Here is a 21,422-nt window from a genome sequence, read left to right on the forward strand (position 1 = left end):
TCCCCCGCGCCAGCGTGGCAGCCCAGCCCGTCAACCGGGGCGGGCGCGTCGGCGGAGGGGGCAAGCTCGTTCACTTCCGCCCCCGTTGCAGGGTCTTCAGGGCTTCTTCGATCTTGGCCAGTGCTTCGAGGTCAAACATTGTCGTAAACCACCTCCAGGCTGGGTTTCACGGCAGCAAAGGCCCCGCGCATGTCGGCATCGGAGGCGGGTTCCAGAACGAAGTCCTTGCCGGTCGTTTCGGCATCGAACAGGCCGAGGAGCGCATCCTGCGACAGAGGCTTCGGGCGGAGCGGCGGGGCTTCGGCCACGGCATCGGCCAGAACTTCAAAGAGCGCGCCCCATTGCGTCGCATTGGTGCCAACGATTTGATAATTCGCTGATTTCCGACGCAGATCGTCATCCGCCGGGATCGAGGCGAGGACGGGGATGTTCACCGCCTTGGCAAAGGCTGCCGCCTCGCCGGTGCCGTCATCCTTGTTGATGACCAGCCCTGCGACACCGACATTGCCGCCCAGCTTGCGGAAGTATTCGACCGCCGAACAGACGTTGTTGGCGACGTACAGCGACTGGAGGTCGTTCGACCCGACGACGATCACCTTCTGCGCCATGTCCCGCGCGATCGGCAGCCCGAAGCCGCCGCAGACTACGTCGCCGAGGAAGTCCAGAAGCACATAGTCGAAGTCCCAGTCGTGGAAGCCAAGCTTCTCCAGCAGTTCAAACCCGTGGATGATCCCCCGACCACCGCAGCCACGCCCCACCTCCGGCCCGCCAAGCTCCATCGCGAAGACGCCGCCGCGCTTGAAGCAGACGTCGCCGATCTTGACCTCTTCGCCCGCCAGCTTCTTGCGGGTGGAGGTTTCGATGATCGTGGGGCAGGCCTTGCCGCCGAAGAGAAGCGAGGTCGTGTCCGACTTCGGATCGCAGCCGATGAGAAGCACGCGCTTGCCCATCTCGGCCATCATGTGGCTGAGGTTCGCCAGAGTGAACGACTTGCCGATGCCGCCCTTGCCATAGATCGCGATGATCTGTGTCTTCTTCGAGGGCGGGTCTACTGGCACTTCCAAGGAAGGCTCTTCGTTTGCTTCGGCCCGAAGCCGTGCGTCGAAGTCCTTCAGGTTCGGAACGTCGAGGGTCATGCGGCCGCACTCCAATCAAGGATCATTTTCAGGCAGGACGGGTCGGTGAAGGCACGCTCATAAGCGTTGGCCGCTTGCGTGGCGGGGGTCCGGTGCGTGATGAGCCCGTCAAGCGAAAGCCGCCCCGCTTCGATCAGGCTGCGGGTCGCTGCAAGGTCAGTCGGCTGCCACTCACTGGCGATGCGAAGCCGCAGCTCTTTCATGAAGGCAGGCGGGAAGGCAAAGCTGATGGCCTCGGTGTAGAAGCCGCAAAGCACGACCTCACCGCCGCGGGCGAGGCGAGGGACCAGCGTGTCAAGAAGCCCCGTCGCGCCAGAAGCATCGTAGATGGCGCGGTAGTCGCGGCGCGGGTCCTGGTCCGGGTGCAGCACGGGGTAGCCGTCGGCGCCGGGCTGGCGGGCGTCGTCGATCTCCCAGACAGTCGGTGCGGGATGACCCAAAACCAGCGCAAGGCGCGCAAGCAGGCGGCCGAGCGTGCCATGGCCGATGATCAGGTCCGGCGGCGCGGCATCGGGCACGGCCAGCGCGTGATAGGCGGTTGCGGCCAAGGCCAGAAGCGCACCGTGCTCACCAAGGCCGGGGTCAAGCCGGGCCACCCGGCTTGCCGATGTCACAAGAAGCCCGGCCGCCCCGCCAAAAAGACCGCGCACATCGCCCTCATAGCAGTTCGCGCCGGGGACAAAGACGTGATCGCCAGGCTTCAGCCCGGTGCCGCTTTGGGCTTCGACAACTTCGCCAAAGCTTTCGTAACCAGGAACCAGTGGATAGCCCATGCCGGGAAAGGACGGCATCGTGCCAAGCCACAGAAGCTTTTCGGTGCCGGTGGAAATTCCGCTGTAGCGAACCCGAACGACAACATCGCCTTCCGCAGGCGCCTTCAGCTCGACCTGGCCCAGTTTCAGGGAGAGGGGACCAGAGAGGATGACGGCCTTGGTCTGCACAGCCTGAGCCTTCCTGAATCGTTACGCGATCCGCGTCATGTGTAAGTTTAAGCTGACAGTTTTATATGTCAAACTAAATGGACGCTGAAAGATCGTCGCGTGTCCGTAAAACCAGCTGCGAAGGGGTGCCGTTGGCTACGGCCGGGATGCCGTTACGACCGAAGTCACGTAGGGGCGGTCCCCAGGACGGGTCCGGATGTCGGCGAAGCCCGCCGATTGGAGCAGCCCGCCGATCTCGGCGGCCGAGCGCGTGCGCCCGGTGCGCATGGCCAGGGTGTAAACCGCGAAGTAGACATCCGTCGCCGGATCGGGGCGGGACCCGCCCGACATCGGCTCGGACACCACCAGCAAGCCACCCGATGGCAAGGCGGCGTGGGCAGAGGCTAGGAGGCGAGAGACGACCTCGTCGGGGTGGTCGTAAAGCACGCGCACCAGGCTGATCGTGTCCGCGCCGACTGGCAGAGCATCAGTAAGGAAGCTGCCGGGATGACACTGGACATGATCCCTGAGACCTGGGGGAACGGCGGCCAGGACCGTCGGCAGGTCGAAGAGAGAAAGGGTCAGCCGGGGATGAGCGGCAGCGACTTCGCTCAGGAATGCCCCGGTTCCGCCGCCGACATCCAGGAGGTGGCGGCGGCGTGAGAGGTCGACAAGCCGCAGCGTATCCCGTGCGACAAGGACCTGGCTTTCGGCCATCAGACGGCTATAGCGCGCGGCCAGGACGGCGTTTTCATTGGCCATCGGCCCGAAGACATAGGGCCAGAACCCGGCCAGCGCAGTGTCGGTCTGGTCGCGGAAGAAGGCCAGCGGGTCGTTCAGGTCGCCGTAAAGCACGTGGTGGTGGCGAACCATCGGTTCGAGGCCCGGAACCGTGAGAAAGGCCGCGCCGCGCGGGGCGAGGGTCCAGCGGCCGTTCCGGTCGACTGACAGGAGTTTCAGCGCGGCCCCGGCCCGCAAGAGAACGGTCAGCGACGCAGGCGGAATCGCGCAGCCATACGTCAGCTCTTCGGTCGTCATGGGACCAGACGCGAGCATGTGCAGGATCCGCGCCTCGACCAGGGCCGCAAGCGCCTGCGATTGCACAAAGCCCGAGATGATCGAGAATAGCGCCGCTCCTTCCCTCCGGGCGATCCAGCGCAGGCCGGGGATACGTGCGGCCAGACGATGGAAGCGCGGCGAAAGCGCCAGCCGGGTCAGGAACCCATGCGCTTCGGGGCGGGCAACAGGCGGACGCGGCTCGGCATTCATGCAACGTCCCTGTTGGCCGCCACCGGAACCATCGTGATCTTGTGGGCATAAGCCTGCACGAGTTTCGCGAGCATCGCCTCGCCGGGGCAGGAGGGGATCGACGCGATCGCACCGCCGAGGATATCCTTCATGTAGGCCATCGCCCCCTCGACACCCATGGTCTGAACCGCCGAGGGCCGGAGGTGGGCCGCATCCTGACCACTGGGCTTGCCGGTCTGATCCGGGGTCAGAAGCGCGTCCTTCAGGTCATCAGCCACCTGAAACGCCTCACCGATCCGCGCGCCAAGATCGTGCCAGGGCTCGGCTTCCTGCCCCGCTGCAAGGGCGCCCATCTGGGTTGCGGCGACAAAAAGTGCGGCCGTCTTGGCGCGGTGATAGGCGGCCAGATCGATCCGGGGTTCGCTTTCCCAGGCCTGTCCGGCGCAGATGCCGTGCGGCGCTCCGGTATGCCGGGCGAGGCAACCCGTCAGCGCCAGCGCCCGATCCGGGGCTGCGCGACCTGCACTGGACAGAACCTCGAAGGCCATGACGATCAGGCTGTCCCCGGCCAGAACCGCAAGCGGCTCGCTGAAGGCCCGGTGCAGGCTTGGTTTGCCGCGGCGCAGGTCGGCGTTGTCGAACGCGGGAAGATCGTCATGCACCAGGCTTGCGCAGTGGATGAACTCCAGGGCCACGGCTGCTGCAGTGCTGACTTCGGGGCGGTCATCGCCACAGGCGCTTGCGACGGCCAGAAGGATCGTGGGACGGATTCGCGCTCCGCCAGGGAAGACAGCGTAGGGGATTGCGGCAGACAGGCGGGGCGGAGCGTCCTTTTGGCCCAGGGGCCCAAGCGCCGCATACAAGGCCTGCTCAATGCGTTCGTCGAACGGCACGATGCGACTCCTCTCGCCGCGGGATGTCGATTCAGTTTGGCATCGGCACCGGCGTGTGTAAATCTTAATTTACAGTCTGATGTAATCTGGATATGACACAACGCGAGGACGTTATGCCTGCCCCCGATGATACAGGCCGACCGCAGGCGGTGGTGATCGGTGCCGGGATGGGTGGTCTGGCGGCGGCGATCCGGCTGGCGGCGGCGGGATGCCGGGTGACAGTCGTCGAGACCGCAGACAGACCTGGCGGCAAGGCGCGCGCGCGGAAGACGGCAGCGGGGCCTGCGGCAATGGGGCCGACCGTATTGACGCTGCGGGCCGAGGTGGATGCGCTTTTCGGGCTCTGCGGCACTTCTACCGAGGCCGAGGTTAACATCGCCCTACTTCCACGACTCGCGCGCCACTGGTGGCCTGGTTCCGGCCCTCTGGATCTGTTCGCTGACCGCGAGGCGAACATCGAGGCCATCCGCAACTTCGCCGGGGTGGCGGAGGCCGAAGGCTTTGCGCGGTTCGATGCCCGCACCCGCGCGCTTTATGAGGCGTTCGATCAGCCGGTGATGCGTGCGCCGAAGCCGGACATGCCCGCAATCATCCGGACCACGCTGCGCAATCCGGGCATCTGGGGAGCGCTTGTGCCGGGAATGACACTCGACCGCTGGCTTGGTCAGTTCTTCAAGGACCCGCGGCTTCGCCAGCTGTTCGGGCGCTATGCCACCTATGTCGGCGGCAGACCGGCGCGCACCCCGGCTGTTCTAGGCCTCGTCTGGCAGGCCGAATCGCAAGGTGTCTGGGCGGTGCGGGACGGCCTGGCGGAGCTTGCCGTGGCCCTGGCGCGTTCGGCCGAACGGATCGGTGTTCGGGTCCGTTATGCCACCGAGGCCCGCCGGATCGTGCGACAGTCGGGGCGGGTGACGGCGGTCGAGATCGAGGGCGGTGGGCGCCTGCCTTGTGACGTTGTCGTCTTCAACGGCGATCCGCGGGCTTTGGCCGAGGGGCTTCTGGGCGATGCGGCGCAGGCGGCTTTGCCGGGTCTACGGCTGCCAAAGCCCAGTCTTTCGGCCTGGGTCTGGTCCTTCGCTGCCAGACCGGTGGGGCCGCTGGCAAATGAGCTCCTGCACCATAACCTCTTCTTTACCCCCGATCCGAAGCAGGAGTTCGGGCCGATCGGGCAGGGGCAAATGCCCGAAACACCAACACTTTATCTCGGCGCCCAGGACCGGGAATGGGGCCTGGTGCCCGAACTGGAGCGCTTCCAGATCATCATGAATGGCCCGGCCGACCGGCCCGGCCTGAAGGACGAGGACAGAACATGTCGCGACAGGACCTTCTCGCATCTGCGGTCCATGGGGCTGGGCTTCACGCCTCAGCCGACCGAAGACTCGCTGACCCGGCCGCAAGATCTGGCGGCGCGCTTTCCGGGGTCGCGGGGGGCGATCTATGGCCAGACGCCCGAGGGGATGCTGGCGGCCTTCCGGCGCCCGGTCGCGCGGACGCGGCTTCCGGGGCTATACCTGGCGGGCGGCGGAGTGCATCCGGGGGCGGGGGTTCCGATGGCGCTGCTCTCCGGTCAGCAAGCGAGCGAACAGGCGTTGAGCGACCTGACTTCGGGATCGCTGTCCCCTCGGACGGCTACGCCTGGTGGTATGTTGACGGGATCTCCGACGATGGCGGGCAAGCCGTCTCGTTGATCGCGTTCATCGGGTCGGTCTTTTCGCCCTGGTACGCCTGGAGCGGGCGGCGGGAGCCGCAAAATCACTGTTGTCTCAATGTGGTAACGACTGGTCTAAACGGCCGCTTCACGATGACGGACCGGGGGCGGGGGGCTCTGGGCCAAAGCCGGGACCGGCTGCAGATCGGGCCATCCTCGATGCACTGGACCGGGCAGGAGCTGGTGATCGAGGTCAACGAATGGGGTGCGCCGCCGATGGTGACGCCGGTGCGGGGCCGGGTGGTGCTGACGCCTCGGGTCATGACGGGCACCGAGGTCTGGCTGACCCCGGATGGTGCTCATCTGTGGCGGCCCTTTGCTCCGATTGCAGATATAGAGGTGACGCTTTCTCAAGGGCATAGCTGGCGAGGGCATGGCTATTTCGATGCGAATTTCGGCACGCGTGCGCTGGAGGCGGACTTCAGTTTCTGGACCTGGGGGCGCTATCCATTGCGGGACCGGGTCATGTGTTTCTACGATGCCGAGTTGCGGGATGGGCGGCATTTCGACCTGGCGGTCGAGATTGGCGGCGATGGAACGGTGGGCCGTTCTGAGGCCCCGCCCCGCACCCGGTTTGCGCGAAACCCGTGGCTCGTCCGACGAGAAACCCGCGCGGATCAGGGGTTTAGACCAAGACGCAAGCTGTCGCTTCTGGAGGCCCCGTTCTATTCGCGTTCGGTGGTCGAGACGCGGATTGATGGAGAAACGACGGTTGGGATGCACGAAGCCCTTGATCTGACGCGCTTTCGCTCGCCCCTGATGAAGCCCTTGCTGGCTGTGCGGGTGCCGCGCCGGGCGGGCTGGCCGTAGGGGTCAGGCAGGCTGGCGGGTGTTCTCGGGGTTGAGGCGCATTACCGAGTAATTCAGCGCCCCAGCCACGCTGACCCAGACGAGATAGGGCAGGAAAAGAAGGCCGGCAAACCAGTCGACCCGCCAGAACGTGACGAGCGTCGCGAAGACTGCAAGCCAAAGAAAAACCAGCACAATCATCCCGCCACGCATTTTGCGCAGGCCGAAGAAGATGGGCGTCCAGAGGGTGTTGAGACCGATCTGCAGCGCCCAGAAGGCCAGCCCGGTTCCGACGTTTGGGTCTTGCCCGGCCTGCCGTGCCACCCGCTCGGCCGCCAGTGCCATGCAGAGGTAAAGCACTGTCCAGGCTACAGGAAACAGCCAGTCGGGGGGTGTCCAGCTGGGCTTGGCGAGGCCGCGATACCACTCGCCGGGGGAAAACATGGCGCCGGTTGCGGCGGCGGGGCCGCAGGCCAGGAGGAAGATGAGGAAGACCCAGAAATCCATGCGGGCTATCCAAGCAGACTGTGGCGGTGAAGGCCAGAGGGCGATCCTGTTGCGGTTAACCGCCGCCGAGGGTGCGCCGCGCGACGGGGTTAAAGGAGTGTGAACGAGAAAATCTTCCGTCTTCCTTTGATCTTCTTTCCGTCTATACGCGCGGAAGATCGGAAGGCCGTTAGCCAACTTAAGCGAATCGGAAAGCAGGTCTCTCGGCCCCCGGGGGCGTCAGCCTGCAGCCCCGCGCCGATCCCGGGCCTCAAGCTGGGCAAGGATATCAAGCAGGGTCTCGGACCGGAGCGGCCTGGCAGAACGACGGCAAGCGGCCTCGATCAGGAACGCCGTTTCCGGCACGGGCCGGGCGTGGAGCCGGGCCATACGCGGCATGACGTAGGTGAGAGCCGCTGCGCCGAAAGCCCGGCCCATAAGAAGTGCCTTCTGGGTCGAGGTGGTCCGCGCGCGCTGTGTCACGTTGTCATGGCCCTGACGGGCAAGCTGGGTGCCGATGGCCGCATAGATGTGCTGGGCGGCCGCGATGCCAGCCCGGCAGTCGGCTGGCAGGCTGCCGATACCTGCGCCTGCGCGCAGATAAAGCTCCTTCGCCTCGCGCAGAAGGCGCGCGGTGACCTTTGCCAGGGCGGGCGAGGGCTGCGGATCGGCAAGGAAGGCCTCGGCGTCGATGCCGCCTTCCTCCAGCCAGTCGAGCGGCAGAAACAGCCTCCCCGCGCGCGCGTCTTCACCCACGTCGCGGGCGATGTTGGTCATCTGCATCGCGAGGCCCAGATCGGCGGCGCGTGCCAGGGCATCCGGATCGCGCACCTGCATCAGGACGCACATCATCACCCCGACAGCCGAGGCGACGCGGGCGCTGTAGGCGTGAAGGTCGGAAAGCGTGCGGTAGCGGCGCCCGGTTGCATCCCAGGCGAGGCCTTCCAGCAAAGCATCAGGAAGCGCGCGGGGCAGGTCGAAGTCTGCAATCACGGCGGCGAAGGCGCGGTCGGACGGGCGATCGCTGGGCCGACCTGCGTAGATCAGGTCCAGCCGTGCCCGAAGGCGCAGAACGGCGGCGGCCTTGTCCTGGGTTTCGTCGACGTCGTCGTCGGCGACCCGGCAGAAGGCGTAAAGCGCCAGCGCCGGATTGCGCACCCTTGGCGGAAGAAGGCGCGAGGCGGCGTGGAAAGACAGGCTGCCGGTGCGGATCATCGCGCGGCAGGCGGCCATATCCTGGGGCGCGATCATTCGGCGGCCATGGGCAGGGCTGAAGGCGTGCTCCAGCGGTGGGGGCCGTCGGGGGCAAGCTTGGCCAGGACTTCAGCTGTGCCGATGACGCCCGGTACTCCCGCGCCGGGGTGTGTGCCTGCGCCTGCCAGGAAGAGGCCCGGAAGCTCTTCCGAGATGTTGTGGGGCCGGAACCAGGCGGACTGGAAGATCCGCGGCTCAAGCGAGAAGCCTGATCCGTGGGGCGAGAGGTAGCGGTCGCGGAACGTGTCCGGGGTGAAGATCAGGCTTTCGGTTACGCGGGCGCTAAGGCCGGGGAGCAGGCGTTGCTCCAGCATCTGCAGCATCTTCTGGCGGTAGGGTTCGGCTTCGGCTTTCCAGTCCACCCGGTCCTTGTGCCCGAGGTGGGGCACCGGGGAGAGGACGTAGAATGTGTCATCCCCTTCCGGTGCGACGCTGGGGTCGGTCACCGAAGGGCGGTGGACGTAAAGGCTCATGTCCTCGGACAGCTGGCCGGTCTGGAAGATCTCGCGGATATGCTCGCGGTAGCGGGGGCCGACGACGATGGAGTGATGGCCGACCTCGGGCCAGAGGTTACGGGTGCCTTTGGTCCCGAAGTACCAGACGAAAAGCCCCATCGACCAGCGCGAGCGCATCAGGCGCGGTGCTGTCCAGCGGCGCACGGCGTGGTTGCGGAGAAGCCGGGTGTAGGTTGTGGCGGGGTCGGCGTTCGAGACGACGATCTCGGCGGGGAAGTTCCGGCCATCGGTCAGGCGCACACCGGCAGCGCGGCCCTTGTTCACGAGGATTTCGTTGACCTCGGCGTCCTGTACGACGTGGCCACCCTGCCCTTGGACGACGCTGGTCATCGCCTCGGCAATCGCCTGCACCCCGCCCATCGCGTAGTGGACGCCGAAGGCGCGCTCCAGATGGCTGACGAGCGCATACATCGAGGTGACGTGGAAGGGGTCGCCCCCGATGAAGAGCGGATGGAACGACAGGGCAAAGCGCAGGCGCGGGTCGCGGACGCGGCGTGCGGCGTGGGCGTGGACGGAGCGGTCGGCGCGCAGCATGGCAAAGCGGGGCAGGACCTTGATCAGGTCCCAAAGCCGGTTCATCGGGCGGCGGCCCAGGTCTTCGTAGCCGAAGGAGTAGCGCGCCTCGGCATCGCGGAGGAAGGCGCGGTAGCCGTGCAGGTCGCCGGGGCTGAGCCGGGCCACCTCGGCCTCCATCGCGGCATCGTTCTGGCGGGCGGTGAAAGTCGAGCCGTCTTCCCACAGGATCTTGTAGAACGGGTCCATCGGGACGAGCCGCACGTCATCGTCGAACCGGCGGCCGCAAGTGGCCCAGAGGTCGCGGAGGCTTTGCGGAACGGTCACGATGGTGGGACCGAGGTCGAACCGGTGCCCGCCCTGGCTGATCGACGACCCCCTGCCGCCGGGGCGATCCAGCCGATCGAAGACGGTGACCTGCCAGCCCTTTGCCCCAAGCCGCATGGCCGAGGCGAGGCCCCCAAGCCCCGCGCCGATGACGATTGCTTTGCCGTGACCGTCTGGTGCAGACGGCAATGTGTCAATCAGGCCGGGCCGGTGATGCTGAGTCATTTTTCCAGTCTATAGTGTCCGTCTTGATTTACAACTTTGCATTTTTGTGCTGCATAACAACAGAAATTTCGGTTTTTCTGCACGGGCAGAGCGTGTAACGTCAGAATGACACAAGGCCGGAGGATCGACTCATTTCCGTTGCCACGCTCAGCCTTTTCCGCTTCGCGACACCGGGCAGCCGCCTCTGGGTGATCGGGCAGATGGCCCTGGCGCGACCGCGCTGGCTTTGGGCCGACAGCGCGCGTTTCGTGAAGCTTTGCGGATCGGGCACGGGGGTGGGGTTCACGCCGCGGCCGAACTGGTCGGTCTGGGCGATCTTTGCGGTCTGGCCGGATGAGGCGAGGGCGCGGGAGCATGTGGCAAGCCACCCGGTCTTTGCGCGCTGGCGCCGTCATGCGCAGGAAGACTGGACGGTGTTCCTGTCGCCGTTCTCGGCGCGTGGCAGCTGGGCCGGGGTGAACCCCCTGGCCGAGCCTTCAAGTGAAACGGTCGACGGGACGGACGGCCCGATTGCCGCGTTGACGCGGGCGACGCTTCGCCTGCGGCACGCTCCGTCGTTCTGGCGTCGGGTTCCGGATATCTCTTCCAAGATCGGCGCCGATCCGAATGTGCTCTTCAAGATCGGGATTGGCGAGGTGCCGCTTTTGCATCAGGTCACATTCTCGATCTGGCCCGACGCTGCCGCCATGGCTGCCTTTGCGCGGCAGATGGGGCCGCATGCCGAAGCGATGCGGGCGGCCCGCGAGGGTGGCTGGTTCGCGGAAGAGCTTTACGCCCGCTTCCATGTTCTTGGGACCGCGGGAACCTGGGGAAAGACCGATCCGCTTGCTGAGGCTCTTGCCGGGGCTTTGGAACCGGCCGCTGACACCGGCAGAAGGGACGCCGCATGACGATGCTTCACCGTGACCAGACCGCCGCCAAGCCGCAACCGGCAACCGGCACCACGCCGCCTTTCCCCTTCACCGCGATTGTCGGCCAGGACGACATGCGGCTGGCGATGGTGCTGACGGCAATCGACCCGTCGATCGGCGGGGTTCTGGTCTTCGGCGACCGCGGTACGGGGAAGTCGACCGCCGTCCGGGGACTTGCCGCGTTGCTGCCGCCGATCCGGGCGGTACGGTCCTGCCCGGTGAACAGCGCCGAGCGGCACTTGTGCCCTGATTGGGCCGAGATCGCCGATCCGACAGTGGTCGAGAAACCGACGCCGGTGGTCGACCTGCCGCTTGGCGTCAGTGAGGACCGGGTCACAGGCGCGCTGGACGTGGAACGGGCCATCGCGCAGGGGGTCAAGGCCTTCGAGCCGGGGCTTCTGGCGCGGGCGAACCGGGGGTATCTTTACATCGACGAGGTGAACCTTCTGGAGGATCACATCGTTGATCTGCTGCTGGACGTGGCTCAGTCCGGGGAAAACGTGGTCGAGCGGGACGGCCTGTCCATCCGCCATGCCGCGCGGTTCGTGCTGGTGGGGTCCGGCAACCCCGAGGAGGGCGATCTGCGGCCGCAGCTTCTGGACCGCTTCGGTCTGTCGGTCGAAGTGCGATCGCCGCGGGACATCGATACTCGGGTCGAGGTGGTGCTGCGGCGCGAGGCCTATGAGGCCGATCCGATCGGGTTTGCTGCCACCTGGGCCGAGGCCGAGGCCGAGCTTCGGGCCAAGATCCTGGGCGCGCGGCGGGCGCTGGCCAAGGTCAAGACTCCACGCAAGGTGCTGGAGGATTGCGCGGCGCTTTGCATCCATCTTGGGTCCGACGGATTGCGGGGAGAGCTTACGCTTCTGCGCGCAGCCCGGGCGCTGGCGGCAAGCGAAGCGGCGTCGACCGTCACCCGCGACCATATCCGCCGTATCGCCGGCCTGGCGCTTGGCCACCGCCTTCGCCGCGATCCGCTGGACGAGGCAGGGGCGACGGACCGCGTTGCGCGGGCCGTGACGGAAACCCTTGGCGCGGCGAAGTCCTGACATGTCTGTCTGGGCGCGCCTGGACCTTGCCCTGCGCGTTCTTGCCGTCGATCCGGCGGGCGTCGGGGGGCTTTGGCTGCGCGGTCGGGCCGGAGCGGTTCGTGACATTGCGACTTCAGCGGTGGCTGCCCTGCCGTTTGACCGGCCGCAGCGGCGGGTGTCGGCGGCCATTGACGACCTCGCCCTGCTGGGAGGCCCGGACCCGGTGGCAACGCTTGCGCATGGTCGACCGGTCTGGCGGGCGGGGCTCCTGGCCGAGCCGTCCGTTCTGATCCTGCCGATGGCCGAGGCCGCTCCGCCCTCGCTTGTCGCCCGGCTGGCCCAGGCGCTGGATCGCGGGCAGCATGGCTTGGTTGCGCTGGACGAAGCAGCCGAAGATGGCGAAGGCTTGGCCTCGGCGCTTGCGGATCGGTTGGGACTGTTCGTGACGCTTGAAGGCGAACGCGCGCCTGGGAGAGCACTTCGCCGCATCTCCGCCAGGGACGTGAACGCTGCCCGAAAGCGATTGCCGGACGTGGTTTGCCCGACGGACCTGAAGCGCCTGCTGGTTACGCTCGCGGATCGGCTGGGCATCGGCTCCAACCGGGCCGTGATCGCCTGCCTGCGCACCGCACGGATCATTGCGGCTTTGGCGGACCGACTGACAGTGAGCGAAGAGGATCTGGCACAGGCGGTCGAATTGTCGCTGGCGCACCGCGCCGAGCTTGCGGCCGTGGCCGAAGAAGACGAAGCGCCGCATGCACCGCCCCCGGAAAACCCGCCAGAGCCTGAGGACAGGCCCGAGACCGAAGCGCTGGACCTTCACGCCTTGACCGAGATGCTGGTCGAGGTTGCCAAGGCCGCGCTGCCCAAAGACATACTCGCCCGGCTGGGCGCCGAACGGGCGGCGCGCGCGGCGCGTGGTGCGTCGGGCAGTGGGGCGGCCAAGGCCGGGAACCGCCGGGGCAGACCGCTGCCATCGCGCGCGGGCAGGCCCGACGGGCGGTCACGGATCGATCTGGTGGCGACGCTGCGGGAGGCGGCACCCTGGCAGGTTCTGCGTCGCCGGGAGGCGGGTGGCGCCCCCGACCGGGCCCTGATCGTATGCCGCTCGGACTATCGGCTGAAGCGTTACCGCGAGGTATCGGACCGCGTGCTGATCTTCGTCGTCGATGCTTCGGGCTCGGCCGCCGTGGCGAGGCTTGGCGAGGCCAAGGGCGCGGTCGAGCTGATGCTGGCCCAGGCTTACAGCCGGCGCGACCACGTGGCGCTGGTTGTGCTGCGCGGAACCAGGGCCGAGCTGGTCCTGCCACCCACCCGCAGCCTGGTGCAGACCAAGACCCGCCTGCGCGGCCTTCCCGGGGGCGGGGGGACGCCGCTCGCCTCTGGTCTTTCGACGGCATTGACCTGCGCGTTGCGGGCCAGGCGGCAGGGAATGACGCCCAGTATCGCGCTTTTGACCGATGGGCGCGGCAACATCACGCTGGACGGCAAGGCGGACCGGCCTCGTGCCCAGGATGAGGCAGAGACGCTGGCCCAGGCTATCCGCGCTGCGGGGGTTCCGGGCGTCGTGCTTGACGTGGCGAACCGGCCCCAGCCCGCCCTGGCCGATCTGTCGCGCCTGATGAACAGCCGCTATGTTCCGCTTCCGCGCGCCGACGCACGGCAAATCGCGGCAGCGCTTGGCTGACCATGATCCCTTTGGACCTGCCGAAAGACTGGCCTTTCAAGGACACATCGCGGCTGCTGAGCGCGGGCCGCCAGCGCTTTTGGGTCATCGACACCGGGCCGACCGATTCGCCCACGCTGCTTCTTCTGCACGGTACCGGTGCTTCGGGTCACAGCTTCCGACACACGATACCGGGCCTAGCGAAGACCTTTCGCGTCATCGTCCCCGATCTGCAGGGGCACGGCTGTTCGGCCAGGGGCGCCACCGGCCGACTGGGCCTTGATGCCATGGCCGCCGACCTCTGGACGCTTTGCGATGAGATATCGGTTCAACCCCAGTCGATCGTCGGTCATTCCTCGGGCGCGGTCATCGCGCTTCGGATGGCCGAGCTTCGCCCAGTTCCGTTGGGCGTCGTCGGCCTGAACGCAGCACTTGGCGAGTTCGAGGGAGCGGCGGGGTTCCTTTTCCCGATCATCGCGCGTGGGCTTGCGAGCCTGCCCTTCACCGCAAGCGCCGCGGTCGCTTTCTTTGGGCGTCCGGCCGCGGTGGAACGCATTCTTGCCGGCACCGGCTCGCCGCTCGATCCGGCAGGGCGGGCGATGTATCTGCGGCTGGTTCGGGATGTGGATCATGTGAACGGAACGCTTGGCATGATGGCGCAATGGCGGCTGCAGGGTCTTCTGTCCCGCCTGCCGGCGCTGGAGGTTCCGGTCTGCCTTATCGCGTCCGAGGGTGACCGGGCGGTGCCGCCGCAGGTGTCTGCCGATGCCGCGGCACGGATGCCGAAGGCTCGGCTGCACCGGGTTCCGCACCTTGGCCACCTGGCGCATGAGGAGGCGGAGGACGGCCTATCGGGCCTGATCCTAGACTGCCTCGGACAGGGCTGAGCCGCTGAAGATCATTGCGGCGTGCCGGTCAAGATAGATGCGCAGCCAAGGAGTGAACTCCTGCGGCTTCCGCGCGATTTCCTCGCGAAGCGTGCGCAGAGACACCCAGCGAACCGCGGCGACCTCTGCAGGGTCAAGCTCCATGTCGATCGGCCAGGGGGCCTCGCCCACGAAAACCTCGACAACTTCATGCTCGATCAGGGGCTCGTTGATCCCAGGCACTTCGGCCCGGTATTCGGCCTGTCCGACGTGACGCAGGTCGAGGCCGGTGATCCCCAGCTCTTCGGCCAGCCGCCGCCTGGCGCAATCGGCGGCGGTTTCATCCCAGGCGGGATGGGTGCAGCAGGTGTTCGCCCAAAGACCGGGCGTGTGGTACTTCCCCGCCGCCCGCCGCTGGATCAGGATGTCCGGCCCACGCAGCACAAACACCGACACCGCCGGATGCCGCAGGCCCTGGCGATGGACGGCGAGCTTGCTGATTGCACGAAGGTCCCCGGCTTCATCCCAGGCCGGGATCGGAAAGTCGGTCATCGTTTCAGTCAGGACCATTTCGGCGATACTACCCCCATCAGGTGCATCAGATTCTTCACCCCGATCTTCAGATGCGCCAACGGCCGGGCCGCCACAAGCTTCTTGTTCATATAGGCCTCGAACGTCAGACGCTGCACGTCGATGTCGTGGCAGAGGCTCACGAACCTCTCACGCCGGTCGTCGCTGCGATAGTAGGCATTCTGCATCGACCGCAAGACCTTGAACACTGTGCCATGTTCGCGCAGGAAAAGTTTCCGCGCCTGTTTCAGCTCGGCGGGCTTTCCCGACCGCAGGAAGGCCTGGGCCGCGGTGGCTGCAGCCCGGCCTCCGGCCATGGCGTAGTAGATCCCCTCGCCCGAGGAGGGTGCGACCACGCCTGCCGCATCCCCCGCCAGAACGACATCGCGCCCGTTGTCCCAGCGGTCGAGCGGTTTCAGCGGGATCGGGGCGCCTTCGCGGCGAATCGTCTCGCAGTCCGTCAGCCCGGACATCGCGCGGAGGTCGGCGGTGGCTTTCTTCAGGTCCACCGCCCCGTCTTCAGTGCCCATCCCGACCGAGGCTGTCTGGCCGTGCGGGAAGACCCAGCCGTAGAAATCCGGGCTGATGTGGCCATCATAGACCACGTCGCAGCGGACCGGGTCGTAGGCATCATTCGCCGCCGGGGCCTTGATGATCTCATGATACGCGATGACGTAGGGGATGCGGTCGCCGCCTGGCACTTCAGCCCGCGCGACGCCGGACTTCGCGCCATCCGCGCCGATTATTACGCGCGTCTGGGCGCGCTTTTCCTCACCCGTGGCCTTTTCGCGCCAGACGACATGGGTGCCTGCCGCGTCGCGCTCGATCCGAAGGAAGGTGCCGGTCAGCCGGTCGGCGCCCACCATCCGCGCACGGTCGCGGAGGAATTCGTCGAAGTCCTCACGGTCCACCATGCCGACGTAGCCGCCCTCGATGTGGATATCCACGGCCCGGCCCGTGGGCGAGATCATCCGCGCGGTCTTGATGCGGGCGACGATCAGCCGGTCAGGGATGTCGAAGTCCGCGATCAGGCGGGGGGGAATGGCCCCACCGCAGGGCTTGACGCGCCCGTCCCGGTCTAGAAGCGCAACCCGGTAGCCTGCACGGGCAAGGTCTTCCGCAGCCGTTGCGCCCGAAGGCCCGCCACCTACCACGAAGGCATCATAGTCCATGGTCATTCTCCTGGAACAAGGTGGGGGCTGGGCCTGCGCAGGCCCGAGCCATCGATGATCCGCCAGGCCATCAGGCCCGCCGCAAGGAAGAGCGCCGCTTCGACCGCGAAGACCATGCCGAAGGCATCCGCCGTGTCGCCGGACAGCCGAAGAAGATCGACCAGCGCCGCGCCGGCAAAGCCGCCAAGGCCTTGCGCGATGGCCTGACTGGCGCCCCAGACGCCCATCCGGGTGCCCTCACGCCCCTCGCGGCCCTGCCCGGCGAGCTGCATCATCGCCCCGATGGACGCGATGGCGAACATCCCGTTGAAGACGCCCAGCACAGTGACGGCGGGGGTCAGAAGGCCGCGGTCCAGCTGCCCCAGCGCCGCGATCACCGCGAGCGAGAGGGCCGAGCCAAGGCAGCCCGCCGTAACCCAGAGCTTCAGCGTACCAAGGCGAAGGCCCGAGACGGCGATCCCGACCGCAAGCATGCCGACGAACATCCCGCCGTGCTGCGCGCCGGAAAGGCTGGTGGACTGGCCGGGGGTATAGTCGAAGACCAGGCCCGCGTAGGGCTCAAGGATCAGCTCCTGCAGGAAGAAGGCGGTCATCGACAGGACGATGAAAAGCGTGAAGGTCCGGGTGCGGGGCTCGGCCCAGACCTCGGCCAGACCCTTGCGAAGTGGGGTCTCGTCTGGCAGGCGGGCGGGGATGACTTTGGCCTCGATCCCGTGGATCGCGAGTGCAGTCAGGGCGACCGAGCCAAGGGTGACGACAGCGACGATAGCCATCAGCCGCTGTGGGGAATAGGGGTCGAGAAGCGCGCCGATCACGCCGCCGGTGACGGCAATCCCGAAGATCATCATGAGCCAGGTGATCGTGGCCGCCGCCGCCCGCCGCTGCGGCGCGCAGCCGCTGGCAAGAAGCGCCAGAAGCGAGGTGCCAGAGGCCCCCGCTCCCATCCCGATCAGGACATAGGCCAGGATCGAGATCGCAAGCCCCGCCCCCTGACCGGCGGTCCCCAACGCGACCATCAGCGAGGCCAGCGCCGCGCCAGCCGACAGGATCGCCATGCCGCCGATGATAAACCGCGTCCGCTTGCCTTGCGCGTCGGACCAGAAGCCCCAGCTTGGCCGGGTGATCTGGACGAAGGAATGAAGCGCCACCAGTGCGCCCGAAAGCATCGCGGGCAGGGCGAGTTCCACCGTCATCAGCCGGTTCAGGGTCGAGGTCGTAAGCACCACCACCGCGCCAAGGCACAGCTGCACCAGGCCAAGCCGAACGATCTGGACCCAGCTGAGCGTCATGCGAGCCCCCGCAAGGCGAAGGCCGAGATCATCATCCCGGTGACGTAAAGGACGACGCCGGTGCCGTTGTACCAGGGCGCCTTGCCCTTGGGATCGCGGAAGAGAACCCGCATCGCGGCGATTTGTGCAGCAAGCAAGCCTGTCACCGCCAGCGCGTGCCACGGCTTGTCCCAGATCACCAGAAGCGCAATTACCAGGGCTTGCGCCATGCCCATGACCGTGCAGGCGATCTTGGCCGCGACCTCTGGACCAAGGACCACGGGCAGGGACCGAACGCCATGCTGGCGATCCCCCTCCAAGGCCTTGAAATCGTTCAGCGTCATGATGCCATGCGCGCCAAAAGCGTATAGCCCGGCGATGGCGATGATCTCGAACCTCGGTGCTGCGGCCAGCAGAACTGCCGCGCCGGTGAACCACGGCAGGCCCTCATAGCTCAGGCCCACCAGACCGGGGCCCCACCAGCCCGACCGCTTCAGCCGGATGGGTTCGGCCGAATAGGCCCAGGCAGCAAGAACGCCCACGACCGTCGCCCCGAACCCCCAGGGGCCCAAGGTCCAGCCGACCGCCAGCGAGAGCACGGTCATCGCGAGCGCTATCCACAGCCCCCAGCGACCGGGAATGCGGCCAGAGGGGATCGGGCGGTCGGGTTCGTTCACTGCATCGACATGCCGGTCGCACCAGTCGTTGGCGGCCTGGCTCATCCCGCAGACGATGGGGCCGGCCAGTATCATTCCCAGAAGAACCGTCGGCCAGTTCGCGCCAAGCGTCACACCCGAGGAAACGGCGCCGCAAAGAAACGCCCATGTCGGCGGAAACCACGTGATCGGCTTGATCAGGGTGAGCATGGCCCTCGGTTCGGGCCAGCCGGGCGAAGGATGCGTGATCGTGGCGCTCATGTGTCAATTAAACCTGACACACGCGAGTCTGGCAAGAATTACATTCCCGAAGGGCGCGAGCTTCGGTCCGTCGCCAGCGCGAACCGGCAGGCCACGTCAGAAGCGGCGCATCAACACGGACTGACAGAAGACAGAAGCAGCGGGCCGCCTGCGTGGATCACTCGGCTTCCTTGTTGAGAATGCCGAACTTCCGCAACTTGACGTACAGCGACTGCCGCGAAAGGCTCAGCAATTCGGCAGCTGCAGCCCGGTTGTTCCCGGACATCTCTAGCGCGGCCTCGATGCACATCTTTTCGATGATTTCCGTCGTTTCGGCGACGATGTCCTTGAGGGTCGAGTAGCCGACCAGACGCATCACGTTGCGCAGGCCTTCGTTGTCGACGGCGACCGTGGGCCAGACAACACTGTCGGTCACCACGGAATCGCGCGCGATGATGGCCACGAACTGCTTGCCGCGGTCCTGGAACATCGCCGCTGAAAGCTCGACCGAGACCTCGCCCATGTAGTCGGTGTTCAGCCGGGTGCGATAGTGCCGCAGATGTCCGACGCGCTTGACGTTGTCCAAAAGGACCTTCAGGTCGACGGCGCCCCGCGACAGGAAATCGGAGAACGCACGGTCAACCACGACAGACTGGCTGTGGCTGTCGGTCAGGTTCAGAAACGCCTCGTTCGCGGACTTGATCACGCCGTTGCTGTCCAGAAAGACGATGGCATCTGTCCCCTTGTCGAACAGGCTTTGCAGCATGGCGCTCAGATCGCTTTGCTGGGTCTGGGCGCTTTCCGATAGCCCGATCCGGCACAGGAGGAGCCGGTCCCGCGACGCGCGGAACATCTTGGCGTTGATCTTCACGCGTTGTCCGGTGCGGCGCACGTTGAGGTCAAGGAATGCGGCGCTATCGCTGGTGGCGTTCCGGGCCAGTGTCTCAAGAAGCTCACCCCGGCGACGCCCGTCAAACTCCTGCGCGACGGGCGCATTCAGGAGGTCGTTCCGGGCGGCACCCAGCAGGCGCGCGGCCGTGCTGTTCAGATCGACAATACGCCCGGTGGTTTCGGACACGATCAGCAGCGGGAACGAGTTCTCTTCCATCAAAACGCGGTAGCGCGTTTCAAGCTCTCGCTGGGCCTCGTGATCGCGCCCGATTGCGCGATGGGCCTGCACCAGCTGCTGCTGCACTTCGGCCAGTGCCCGAAGGTCACGCCCCATCAGGAGGACGCGACCCGAATCCTGCCACTTGCGGATCACATACCGAACCGGAAACTCATACTGGACGGCGCCCGCATGGTTCAGTTCAAGCGCTGGTCCGTTTTCCGTTTCGCGAAGGCGCGGGCTGAGTTTGGTCCAGCTTTCTTCGGCAAAGAGCGTCTGGATGTGTTTGCCTTCCCACCCTCCGACGAGTGCCGACAAACCTGACTGAGGATTGACAACAACGGCTTCGACCAGACCTTCAGGGCTGACGAGGAGTGTCAGATCCGAGGCTGCTCCGACCAGCGCCAGTACAAGCTGCCTGGCCGCAGGATCGGCTGGCAGGTCCGGCAAGCTGTGGCCGTCATGGATCAATATAGCCTCCTGTCAAAATGAATTCGTGTGCATGCTTTGACCTCTTTTGCCTTGCCGTTCAAGCTGACGACCGTTCCGGCAGGCGTCAAATTCCGTCCGAATTGAAGAAACATCACGCAAGACCCTGTCCGCACCCGTTGCCTTCAGCAGGGTCTCGTCAGGTACCGGGATCGCGCCGCCAACGAAAATGCACATTGAATCGCGTGAAAGAAGCCGCAGCGTCTTGACGAGGCCGACCCCCGATTCAAGCGCTGCCGTGCATCCGATGGACACGAGCGCCAGATCGAACCGGCTACCCGCCAGCAGCACCGTAAGCTCGGACGCCACGGGGGCGACCCGGACCACTGCGCCGAATCCGGCGGCCCTGAGCTCGGTTGCCAGGACCATGGCGCCCAGCGTGTGCTGCTCGGCCTCGGCCACGAGAATCAGGACAGATGCGCTTTGGTCCGGAAAGGCTTCGGGCAGGGACTCGTCGACGCGGCGCACTACCTGATGCAGGCGTTCGGTACAGACAGTCACATCGACAAAGCTGACCTTGTCAGCCATCCAGCCTTCTCCAAGCCGCCGGGCCGCTTCGGGGACATACCGGAACACAACGGCGGTAGCGCTGATGTGCCGGGCCGACATGCTTTCAAGAATCCACGCAGGATCGACCGCGCTGTCCTGGGTCAGGACATGCATGAAATGGTCAAGATGTTCCTGTTTCACTTCCGCGCACTCTTGCTCGCGCACTGACACCAATTTTCCCACCGCCTGTTTCGCAAGTCCGGCAAACCGATCCAGGCCACGCATGACCTGATTATCCGGTATCCCTTCGTCACGCATCGGCGACCCTCCCTGGGCGATACCGCTCATGCCGGGGCAAGTTAGCACTGTTGGTGCGCAAATAGAAGCAGACGACTCGCTCTCTCCATGACACCTCAATCCATCACTTATGTCCACCAAAATTGACATAAGCGTGCTCGCGAGAGGGTAGATACGGATTAATTATTTGTTTTAGCTATATTAATTGGTTTCGGCTTGCAGGCGATAAGCGCTCGAGTGACCACTACACATGCGCGCACGCTCGCGACAAAGTGTAATTTTGCATTGACAGTCTGGGCCGCTGGACTACGCTGGATGTCAACATGGTGATGCATGAGGCGTCCGTATGTCCGCTGCTGCGTCTGACCCCCGGCCCCACCCGCTTTACACGCCGAGCGAGCGCGCGCGCCGGGACGCGACCGTATGGACCACGGTGCAGGCCATCCTGGCGCCGGTCCAGTTTCTGGTGTTCCTCGTCTCTCTGGCGCTTGTGCTGCGCTATCTCTGGACGGGCGAAGGCTACGCTGCGGCCACCGTGTCGATCCTGCTGAAGACCGCGGTTCTTTACACGATCATGGTCACTGGGGCGATCTGGGAGAAGGTGGTCTTCGGGCAGTATCTCTTCGCGCCTGCGTTCTTCTGGGAAGA

20 protein-coding genes are annotated in these 21,422 nt (G+C 66.0%); 7 read left to right on the forward strand and 13 right to left on the reverse strand.

Features of this window, described 5'->3' with window-relative positions:
• Nucleotides 1-131 precede the first annotated feature (131 nt).
• The 4 genes from ACRCSW_RS14660 to ACRCSW_RS14675 all read right to left on the reverse strand — a co-directional run bounded on the left by ACRCSW_RS14660 (nt 132) and on the right by ACRCSW_RS14675 (nt 4,197).
• A complete protein-coding gene (locus ACRCSW_RS14660) occupies nt 132-1,136 on the reverse strand; it encodes a chlorophyllide a reductase iron protein subunit X (RefSeq protein ID WP_438706230.1) in 1,005 nt (334 codons plus the stop codon).
• Nucleotides 1,133-2,077 (reverse strand): chlorophyll synthesis pathway protein BchC, encoded by a 945-nt coding sequence (gene bchC / locus ACRCSW_RS14665; protein ID WP_438706232.1) that lies wholly within the window; start codon nt 2,075-2,077, stop codon nt 1,133-1,135. Before bchC ends, ACRCSW_RS14660 begins: the two co-directional genes overlap by 4 nt.
• Nucleotides 2,078-2,212: 135 nt before the next feature.
• Nucleotides 2,213-3,325, reverse strand: coding sequence for a methyltransferase (locus ACRCSW_RS14670; protein WP_438706234.1), 1,113 nt, complete (start codon nt 3,323-3,325; stop codon nt 2,213-2,215).
• Complete coding sequence (locus ACRCSW_RS14675) at nt 3,322-4,197, reverse strand: polyprenyl synthetase family protein (RefSeq protein ID WP_438706236.1); 876 nt, start codon at nt 4,195-4,197, stop codon at nt 3,322-3,324. Before ACRCSW_RS14675 ends, ACRCSW_RS14670 begins: the two co-directional genes overlap by 4 nt.
• Before the next feature lie 113 nt (nt 4,198-4,310).
• Here ACRCSW_RS14675 and crtD point away from each other — a divergent pair, with 113 nt between their 5' ends.
• On the forward strand, nt 4,311-5,885 hold the full coding sequence (gene crtD, locus ACRCSW_RS14680) for a 1-hydroxycarotenoid 3,4-desaturase CrtD (protein ID WP_438706237.1): 1,575 nt from the start codon (nt 4,311-4,313) through the stop codon (nt 5,883-5,885).
• Nucleotides 5,852-6,715, forward strand: a complete 864-nt coding sequence (crtC, locus tag ACRCSW_RS14685; protein WP_438706260.1) for a carotenoid 1,2-hydratase — start codon at nt 5,852-5,854, stop codon at nt 6,713-6,715. Before crtD ends, crtC begins: the two co-directional genes overlap by 34 nt.
• Nucleotides 6,716-6,718: 3 nt before the next feature.
• On the opposite strand, the gene tspO is transcribed toward crtC, so the two are convergent.
• The 3 genes from tspO to ACRCSW_RS14700 all read right to left on the reverse strand — a co-directional run bounded on the left by tspO (nt 6,719) and on the right by ACRCSW_RS14700 (nt 9,987).
• Entirely contained in the window at nt 6,719-7,201 is a 483-nt protein-coding gene (gene tspO / locus ACRCSW_RS14690) for a tryptophan-rich sensory protein TspO (protein WP_438706239.1), read from the reverse strand.
• Nucleotides 7,202-7,420: 219 nt separating this feature from the next.
• Nucleotides 7,421-8,431: a 15-cis-phytoene synthase gene (crtB, locus tag ACRCSW_RS14695; RefSeq protein WP_438706240.1), complete on the reverse strand. Its 1,011-nt coding sequence runs from the start codon at nt 8,429-8,431 to the stop codon at nt 7,421-7,423.
• A complete protein-coding gene (locus tag ACRCSW_RS14700; protein ID WP_438706262.1) occupies nt 8,428-9,987 on the reverse strand; it encodes a phytoene desaturase in 1,560 nt (519 codons plus the stop codon). The genes crtB and ACRCSW_RS14700 overlap by 4 nt, the downstream gene beginning before the upstream one ends.
• 158 nt (nt 9,988-10,145) lie before the next feature.
• Between ACRCSW_RS14700 and crtA the strand changes: the two genes are divergently transcribed.
• From crtA to bchO, 4 genes are read left to right on the forward strand one after another with little or no spacing between them, the layout of a single operon-like run.
• A complete protein-coding gene (crtA, locus tag ACRCSW_RS14705) occupies nt 10,146-10,904 on the forward strand; it encodes a spheroidene monooxygenase (RefSeq protein ID WP_438706264.1) in 759 nt (252 codons plus the stop codon).
• Nucleotides 10,905-10,906: 2 nt separating this feature from the next.
• On the forward strand, nt 10,907-11,971 hold the full coding sequence (bchI, locus tag ACRCSW_RS14710; RefSeq protein ID WP_438706266.1) for a magnesium chelatase ATPase subunit I: 1,065 nt from the start codon (nt 10,907-10,909) through the stop codon (nt 11,969-11,971).
• Nucleotide 11,972: 1 nt separating this feature from the next.
• Nucleotides 11,973-13,640 carry a magnesium chelatase subunit D gene (locus tag ACRCSW_RS14715; RefSeq protein WP_438706242.1) on the forward strand — a complete coding sequence of 556 codons (1,668 nt, stop codon included), beginning with the start codon at nt 11,973-11,975 and terminating at the stop codon, nt 13,638-13,640.
• A gap of 2 nt (nt 13,641-13,642) precedes the next feature.
• On the forward strand, nt 13,643-14,506 hold the full coding sequence (bchO, locus tag ACRCSW_RS14720; protein ID WP_438706243.1) for an alpha/beta fold hydrolase BchO: 864 nt from the start codon (nt 13,643-13,645) through the stop codon (nt 14,504-14,506).
• Here bchO and idi read toward each other — a convergent pair.
• From idi to ACRCSW_RS14750, 6 genes are all read right to left on the reverse strand, one after another.
• On the reverse strand, nt 14,483-15,055 hold the full coding sequence (gene idi, locus ACRCSW_RS14725; RefSeq protein WP_438706245.1) for an isopentenyl-diphosphate delta-isomerase: 573 nt from the start codon (nt 15,053-15,055) through the stop codon (nt 14,483-14,485). The genes bchO and idi overlap by 24 nt on opposite strands.
• Complete coding sequence (locus ACRCSW_RS14730; protein WP_438706247.1) at nt 15,046-16,227, reverse strand: geranylgeranyl diphosphate reductase; 1,182 nt, start codon at nt 16,225-16,227, stop codon at nt 15,046-15,048. Before ACRCSW_RS14730 ends, idi begins: the two co-directional genes overlap by 10 nt.
• A 2-nt stretch (nt 16,228-16,229) precedes the next feature.
• Nucleotides 16,230-17,516, reverse strand: a complete 1,287-nt coding sequence (locus tag ACRCSW_RS14735) for a BCD family MFS transporter (RefSeq protein WP_438706249.1) — start codon at nt 17,514-17,516, stop codon at nt 16,230-16,232.
• Nucleotides 17,513-18,412: a chlorophyll synthase ChlG gene (gene chlG, locus ACRCSW_RS14740; protein WP_438706251.1), complete on the reverse strand. Its 900-nt coding sequence runs from the start codon at nt 18,410-18,412 to the stop codon at nt 17,513-17,515. The genes ACRCSW_RS14735 and chlG overlap by 4 nt, the downstream gene beginning before the upstream one ends.
• A gap of 157 nt (nt 18,413-18,569) precedes the next feature.
• Entirely contained in the window at nt 18,570-19,970 is a 1,401-nt protein-coding gene (gene ppsR / locus ACRCSW_RS14745; protein ID WP_438706253.1) for a transcriptional regulator PpsR, read from the reverse strand.
• Nucleotides 19,971-19,982: 12 nt separating this feature from the next.
• Entirely contained in the window at nt 19,983-20,795 is an 813-nt protein-coding gene (locus ACRCSW_RS14750; protein ID WP_438706255.1) for a cobalamin B12-binding domain-containing protein, read from the reverse strand.
• Between the two features lie 325 nt (nt 20,796-21,120).
• On the opposite strand from ACRCSW_RS14750, the gene bchF reads away from it, so the two are divergent.
• Nucleotides 21,121-21,422, forward strand: a 302-nt coding sequence (gene bchF / locus ACRCSW_RS14755) for a 2-vinyl bacteriochlorophyllide hydratase (protein WP_438706257.1), incomplete at its 3' end; no start/stop codon positions are given.

The organism is Tabrizicola sp. (assembly GCF_051645465.1).
Lineage (GTDB): Bacteria > Pseudomonadota > Alphaproteobacteria > Rhodobacterales > Rhodobacteraceae > Tabrizicola.

Bases quoted from the DNA above. Each gene is read 5' to 3' on its own strand.
- ACRCSW_RS14660 (WP_438706230.1), bottom strand. From the start codon at position 1,136: ATGACCCTCGACGTTCCGAACCTGAAGGACTTCGACGCACGGCTTCGG.
- ACRCSW_RS14670 (WP_438706234.1), bottom strand. From the start codon at position 3,325: ATGAATGCCGAGCCGCGTCCGCCTGTTGCCCGCCCCGAAGCGCATGGG.
- crtD (WP_438706237.1), top strand. From the start codon at position 4,311: ATGCCTGCCCCCGATGATACAGGCCGACCGCAGGCGGTGGTGATCGGT.
- tspO (WP_438706239.1), bottom strand. From the start codon at position 7,201: ATGGATTTCTGGGTCTTCCTCATCTTCCTCCTGGCCTGCGGCCCCGCC.
- crtB (WP_438706240.1), bottom strand. From the start codon at position 8,431: ATGATCGCGCCCCAGGATATGGCCGCCTGCCGCGCGATGATCCGCACC.
- bchI (WP_438706266.1), top strand. From the start codon at position 10,907: ATGCTTCACCGTGACCAGACCGCCGCCAAGCCGCAACCGGCAACCGGC.
- ACRCSW_RS14715 (WP_438706242.1), top strand. From the start codon at position 11,973: ATGTCTGTCTGGGCGCGCCTGGACCTTGCCCTGCGCGTTCTTGCCGTC.
- bchO (WP_438706243.1), top strand. From the start codon at position 13,643: ATGATCCCTTTGGACCTGCCGAAAGACTGGCCTTTCAAGGACACATCG.
- idi (WP_438706245.1), bottom strand. From the start codon at position 15,055: ATGGTCCTGACTGAAACGATGACCGACTTTCCGATCCCGGCCTGGGAT.
- ACRCSW_RS14730 (WP_438706247.1), bottom strand. From the start codon at position 16,227: ATGGACTATGATGCCTTCGTGGTAGGTGGCGGGCCTTCGGGCGCAACG.
- ACRCSW_RS14735 (WP_438706249.1), bottom strand. From the start codon at position 17,516: ATGACGCTCAGCTGGGTCCAGATCGTTCGGCTTGGCCTGGTGCAGCTG.
- chlG (WP_438706251.1), bottom strand. From the start codon at position 18,412: ATGAGCGCCACGATCACGCATCCTTCGCCCGGCTGGCCCGAACCGAGG.
- ACRCSW_RS14750 (WP_438706255.1), bottom strand. From the start codon at position 20,795: ATGCGTGACGAAGGGATACCGGATAATCAGGTCATGCGTGGCCTGGAT.